This window comes from Cupriavidus basilensis, from assembly GCF_029335485.1.
GTDB lineage: Bacteria > Pseudomonadota > Gammaproteobacteria > Burkholderiales > Burkholderiaceae > Cupriavidus > Cupriavidus basilensis_E.
Window position 1 is genome coordinate 1 of the sequence record NZ_JARJLM010000507.1, and the last position, 5,545, is coordinate 5,545.

6 protein-coding genes and 1 pseudogene are annotated in these 5,545 nt (G+C 66.7%); 4 read left to right on the top strand and 3 right to left on the bottom strand.

Annotated elements, in window-relative coordinates; translation table 11 throughout:
• A partial coding sequence (locus P3W85_RS31300; RefSeq protein WP_276267616.1) for a hypothetical protein occupies window positions 1–145 on the bottom strand: 145 nt, incomplete at its 3' end.
• A 343-nt stretch (window positions 146–488) separates the two neighbouring features.
• On the opposite strand from P3W85_RS31300, the gene thiL reads away from it, so the two are divergent.
• From thiL to P3W85_RS31315, 3 genes are all read left to right on the top strand, one after another.
• Window positions 489–1,469 carry a thiamine-phosphate kinase gene (gene thiL, locus P3W85_RS31305; protein WP_276267615.1) on the top strand — a complete coding sequence of 327 codons (981 nt, stop codon included), beginning with the start codon at window positions 489–491 and terminating at the stop codon, window positions 1,467–1,469.
• A 106-nt stretch (window positions 1,470–1,575) separates the two neighbouring features.
• Entirely contained in the window at window positions 1,576–2,142 is a 567-nt protein-coding gene (locus P3W85_RS31310; protein ID WP_017226477.1) for a phosphatidylglycerophosphatase A family protein, read from the top strand.
• A 38-nt stretch (window positions 2,143–2,180) separates the two neighbouring features.
• A complete protein-coding gene (locus P3W85_RS31315; RefSeq protein ID WP_017226478.1) occupies window positions 2,181–2,678 on the top strand; it encodes a CinA family protein in 498 nt (165 codons plus the stop codon).
• Window positions 2,679–2,817: 139 nt separating this feature from the next.
• Here the strand turns inward: P3W85_RS31315 and pyrF are convergent, their stop codons facing one another.
• Window positions 2,818–3,636: an orotidine-5'-phosphate decarboxylase gene (pyrF, locus tag P3W85_RS31320; protein ID WP_017226479.1), complete on the bottom strand. Its 819-nt coding sequence runs from the start codon at window positions 3,634–3,636 to the stop codon at window positions 2,818–2,820.
• An 823-nt stretch (window positions 3,637–4,459) separates the two neighbouring features.
• Here pyrF and corA point away from each other — a divergent pair.
• The gene (corA, locus tag P3W85_RS31325; RefSeq protein ID WP_017226480.1) at window positions 4,460–5,422 is read left to right on the top strand and encodes a magnesium/cobalt transporter CorA; all 963 of its coding nucleotides are present in this window, start codon (window positions 4,460–4,462) and stop codon (window positions 5,420–5,422) included.
• 28 nt (window positions 5,423–5,450) lie between these two features.
• Here the strand turns inward: corA and P3W85_RS31330 are convergent.
• Window positions 5,451–5,545: pseudogene (locus tag P3W85_RS31330) on the bottom strand (monofunctional biosynthetic peptidoglycan transglycosylase); the annotation flags it as partial.

The following is a 5,545-nucleotide window of genomic DNA, read 5'->3' on the forward strand; positions in this document are numbered from 1 at the left end:
GCTGGTTGGACAACGGCTTGGTCGGCGTGACCGAGATCTTGCCCGGGGTCGGAAACTCGTGATATTCCAGGGCAGCTTTGCGCAGCGCCTCACGCTGCTGCTGCTTCAGGTCGTCTTGGGGCGTGGGCTGCTGAGGACTGGTCATCGGCGCATCTTCCGGTCGGTGGAGCCGTTATCGACGTTATCTGGAAACGAAATGGCGGGCCGGCTCCACATACCCGCGGTCTCTTCCTTTGGAACCTCGCATTTTATATTGTGAAATATTATTTCACAATAAGCGTTTTGCGCGAGGCACCTTTGCGTTTCGGTACAATATGCCGTAAGCCGCCAGCGCTGACCAGCAGGGCGAAACCCGCCCCGGCGGGGTGCGGACCGGATGCAATCCAGGGCCGGCACGCTGCCGCCCACCTAGCGCCGGATTGCCGCCGCACGCCAGCCGGGCGACGGCATTACACAGGCCCCGCGCAATCTCCCCGCCCCAATCCTCCATGCCCGCATCCTCCAGCGCCCAGCTCTCCGAATTCGACCTGATCCGCCGCTTCTTTACCCGGCCCGCACACAAGGCCGTGCTTGGCGTGGGCGACGACTGCGCGCTGATCGAAGGGCGGCCCGGCCACCACCTGGCCATCAGCACCGACATGCTGGTAAGCGGGCGTCACTTCTTCCCGGACGTAGCACCGCGCGCGCTGGGCCACAAGGCCCTGGCCGTGAACCTGTCCGACCTGGCTGCCATGGGTGCCGAGCCGCGCGCCTTCACGCTGGCGCTGGCTTTGCCCGAGGCGGAACCCGGCTGGCTGGCCGAACTGGCCGCCGGCATGCTGGCGCTGGCCGATGCCCACGGCTGCGAGCTGATCGGCGGCGACACCACGCGCGGCCCGCTCACGCTGAGCCTGACAGTATTTGGCGACGTGCCCGCGCGCATGGCCCTGCGCCGGGATGCCGCGCGCGCCGGGGACGATATCTGGATCTCCGGCACGCTCGGCGATGCCCGCCTGGCGCTGGGCGACTGCCGCGGCGAATGGCTGCTGCCCGAGCCCGATTTCAGCCAGGTGCGCCCGCGCATGGATACGCCGACGCCGCGCGTCGCGCTTGGCATGGCGTTGCGCGGCGTGGCGCATGCGGCACTCGATATCTCCGACGGCCTGGTCGGCGATCTCGGCCATATCCTGGAACGCTCGCAGGTGGGTGCCCTGCTCGACGTCGACGCACTGCCGCGCTCGGAGGTCATGGCCAGCCAGCCCGAAGCGCGCCAGCTGGAGTGCACGCTGGCCGGCGGCGACGACTACGAACTCTGCTTCACGGCACCCGCCGGCAGCCGCGATACCGTCGCCGCCATCGGCGCGCGGCTTCGGCTGCCGCTGACGCGCGTCGGCGCCATCACACCCGAACCAGGCCTGCGCCTGGTCAATCGGGAAGGCAATCCCTGCGCTTACACAGGCAGCGGCTTCGACCACTTTGCCTCCCCCTGACAAGCCGGCGCCCGCCGTGTCATGATGCAGCCATGCGGGACGCCAGATCCCGTCCGGGCAAGCCGCCCGGGATAATCCCATCCAAAACCAGACGAGCCAACCCTTGATGTCCGCCAACCCGCCCGGGCCTTCCACGCACGATCCCGTCCTGACCCTGGAAGCCGGCCAGACCGCCAAGGTCCTGCGCCCGACTGCGCGCTTCATGCTGTCGCACCCCGCTCACCTGATCGCGCTTGGCTTCGGCTCCGGCCTGTCGCCGGCCGGCCCCGGCACGGTCGGCACGCTGTACGCCTGGCTGTCCTACCTGGTGATCTCGATGTGGGTGCAGCCGGAGACCTGGCTGTGGATCATCGTGGGAGGCTTCCTGCTGGGGCTGTGGGCCTGCGCCCGCACCGCGCGCGACATGGGCGTGCACGACCACGGCAGCATGGTGTGGGACGAGATCGTGGCCTTCTGGCTGGTCATGGCCTTCGTCATGCCGACCGGTTTCTGGGGCCAGCTGGCCGCCTTCCTGTGGTTCCGCCTGTTCGACATCGCCAAGCCGGCGCCGATCGGGCATCTCGACCGCACGCTCAAGGGCCCCGGCCTGCGTGGCGGCTTCGGCGTGATGTTCGACGACATCATGGCCGCCTTCTACACGCTGCTGGTGTTCGCCCTGTGGCGTTCGCTGTGATCCGCCCCTCCCCCAACCCTACCATCTGAACCGCCATCATGTCCGTCAGCCGCTTGCTCGACCAACTCGCCATCCAGGTCGGAATCTCCCTGAACGAGAAGTCGCTGTTGCTCGCCACGGCGGAATCCTGCACCGGCGGCCTGGTGGCCGCGGCCGTTACGGATGTGTCAGGTTCGTCGGGCTGGTTCGAGCGTGGCTTCGTGACCTATTCGAACGAGGCCAAGTCGACCATGCTGGGGGTACCGGCCAAGCTGATCCGCGATCACGGCGCGGTCAGCGAGGAAGTGGCGCGCGCCATGGCCGAAGGTGCCCTGCTCAACAGCCGCGCCCAGGTGGCGCTGTCGATCACCGGCGTGGCTGGCCCGAACGGCGGCACGCCGGAAAAGCCAGTCGGCATGGTGTGCTTCGGCTGGAGCAACCGCATCACCACCAAAGTGGAAACGCAGCGATTCCGCGGCGATCGCCAGCAGATCCGCCGCCAGGCCGCCGAGCACGCCATCCGCGGCCTGCTCGAACTGGTCCGCAACGAGGCCTGAGAGGCCGCTGCGGAATGATTCTGGCGTCGTTGCGCGGCCTTGCCGTACCCGCTGTACCGTCTGCGGCCGCGCGCCTGGCCAGAACCGCTTCGCTGCATTCTGAAACAGCCGCCAAGACAGGCGCGGGCAGCGTGGGGCTTCAGCCCTGGCGGAAGCGGTTGATGGTTTCGCGCGTCTGCAGCGCGACATTGCGCGCGGCGGCGGCGAAATCCTTCTCGCGGCTGGCATAGAGGATGGCGCGCGAGGAGTTGATCATCATGCCGGTGCCAGCCGCGGTGCGCCCGGCCTTTACCGTCGCTTCGATATCGCCCCCCTGAGCGCCGATGCCCGGGATCAGCAGGGGCATGTCACCCACGATCTCGCGCACCTTGGCGATCTCCGCCGGGAAGGTCGCCCCCACCACCAGCGCCATCTGCCCGTTGGTATTCCAGCGCGCGGCGGCGGCTTCGGCCACCACCTGATACACCGGCTTGCCGTCCACCGGCAGGAACTGCACGTCCGAGCCGCCGGGGTTGGAGGTGCGGCACAGCACGATCACGCCGCGATCGGGATAGGCGAGATAGGGCTCCATCGAATCGAGACCCATATACGGATTGACCGTGACCGCGTCGGCCCGGTAGCGCTCGAAGGCTTCGATGGCGTACTGCTGGGCAGTCGAGCCGATGTCGCCGCGCTTGGCGTCCAGGATCACGGGAATCCCGGGATGGGCGTCGTGGATGTAGGAGATCAGCTGTTCGAGCTGGTCTTCGGCGCGCTGCGCCGCGAAATAGGCGATCTGCGGCTTGAAGGCGCAGACCAGGTCGGCGGTGGCGTCGACGATCTCGCGGCAGAAGGAGAAGATCGCTCCGCCCGCGCCCGTCATGGACAAGGGCAGCTTGCCCGGATCGGGATCGAGTCCGACGCACAGGAGGGAATCGTTGCGCTGCCAGGCTGCAGCCAGCTGCTCGGTGAAGGTCATGGGATGCTCGCTAATCTGGATCGGCCGCGCCGGCTGCGCGCCTGGCCCGTCAAGCCGGGCCGGCGCTCCCCGCGGCAACAGTGGTTCATGCGATTTTACCTTCTGCGTGCGTTGTTCTGCCGTTCTCGGTCGATACAAAGAGCGGCGCCGCACATAGCCGAGCGTCCCGCCATGGCTCTTGAACGTTGCAGCCTGGGGCGGCTCGCCATTCTCGCCCTCGCCCGGGGCATTGGCTGGTCCATCATCAGGCTTGGCGTGGCGCGCTTTCCTGCCATGGGATTTCGCTTGCTCCATATGCCCAGGAGCCCGGCGCCACTCCGCCTTCAGGCCCTGCAATCCAACATGCCCACTCACCCAAATTTCACTTAACAAGCCCCCCTCGTTGGGCTACACTCGCGCCCATCATAATCCCGGAGAAACTACGTGGGCAGTAGCATCGGGTGTTCGTGTTGCCGCAGCCGGACTGCGATCGCACCGAATACCATGTCACTGCGGGCTGCGTAACGACGACTGCCGGAGCCGGCCTGTCCCGCTCCCCTGCCTCGTCGGACTCGCCCGCAGCACATACTGCGGGTGAGTGTTCTTCCGAGTCCCTGCCGGCCGCAACCAGTGCGCGCCGCATCGTCCCGGATTTTCCCTCCCCCGGCTCGCCAGCCATGAACGGCAAACGCCATCGCCTTGCGCGCCCTCGCGGGTACGCAGCGCGATCACGCTTGCCAGCGGCCCTGCCCCTCGCTCCCCCGCGCGAAGGACGGGCTCGCCCCATGTCCGGCCATGCCAAGCCTGCGCGTTTCTTCGCCAAACGCAACAAGGAAGCCCTGGGATGATCAACCTGTTCGTCCTGCAGAAAGGCCGGCTCGCACAGGAGCAGGTCGACGATCGCAATGAACTTCTGCAGCACAAGCCGATCTGGATCGATGTCATCAGCCCCGATGACGAAGAACTCGCCTGGATCAAGGAAGCCTACGGCGTAGCCCTGCCCGAACTCGAAGACCTGGGCGATCTCGAAGCCTCGGCCCGCTATTTCGAGGGCGAGGACGAGAACATCCATATCCGCACCGACTTCCTGCTCGACGAGGAAGACATCTCGCGCAACGTGCGCGTGGCGTTCGTGCTGACCCGCGACGTGCTGTTCTCCATCCACGACGAAGACCTGCCGGTGTTCCGGCTGGTGCGCCTGCGCGCGCGCATGCGCCCGGGCTCGGTGCGCAATGCCAAGGACGTGCTGATGGACCTGTACGCCACCGATGCCGAATATTCGGCGGATTCCATCGAGGAAGTCTACGAGCGGCTGGAGGAAGCCAGCAGGCGCGTGCTTGCGGAGAACGTGACCGATGCCGCCGCCGCCGACGTGCTGGAAACCATCGCACGGGAGGAAGACCTGAACGGCCGCATCCGCCGCAACGTGATGGATACGCGCCGCGCGGTCTCCTTCCTGATGCGCAGCCAGCTGCTGTCGGCCGAGCAACAGGACGAGGCCCGCCAGATCCTGCGCGATATCGATTCGATCGAGAACCACACCGCCTTCCTGTTCGACAAGATCAACTTCCTGATGGATGCCACCGTCGGCTTCATCAACATCAACCAGAACAAGATCATCAAGCTGTTCTCGGTGGTGTCGGTGGCGCTGATGCCGCCCACGCTGATCGCCAGCGTCTACGGCATGAACTTCAAGGTCATGCCGGAGCTGGACTGGGCCGCGGGCTACCCGTGGGCCATCGCGCTGATGGCGGTATCGGCGGCGGTTCCGCTGGTGTATTTCCGCAGGAAGGGCTGGCTGGGCTGAGCCCTGGCGGGCGCCGCAGGGCGCCTGCTCAATCCGGCAGCGTGGCCGCGCCCATGCGGCGCGCGATGATGTTGGCCTTGACCTTGAAGTTCACGCGCACGTTGGCGCAATACTGCTTCTTGT

Excerpts from the sequence above, each read along its gene's own strand:
- P3W85_RS31315 (WP_017226478.1), top strand. The coding sequence starts at position 2,181 with ATGTCCGTCAGCCGCTTGCTCGACCAACTCGCCATCCAGGTCGGAATC.
- P3W85_RS31310 (WP_017226477.1), top strand. The coding sequence starts at position 1,576 with ATGTCCGCCAACCCGCCCGGGCCTTCCACGCACGATCCCGTCCTGACC.
- pyrF (WP_017226479.1), bottom strand. The coding sequence starts at position 3,636 with ATGACCTTCACCGAGCAGCTGGCTGCAGCCTGGCAGCGCAACGATTCC.
- thiL (WP_276267615.1), top strand. The coding sequence starts at position 489 with ATGCCCGCATCCTCCAGCGCCCAGCTCTCCGAATTCGACCTGATCCGC.
- corA (WP_017226480.1), top strand. The coding sequence starts at position 4,460 with ATGATCAACCTGTTCGTCCTGCAGAAAGGCCGGCTCGCACAGGAGCAG.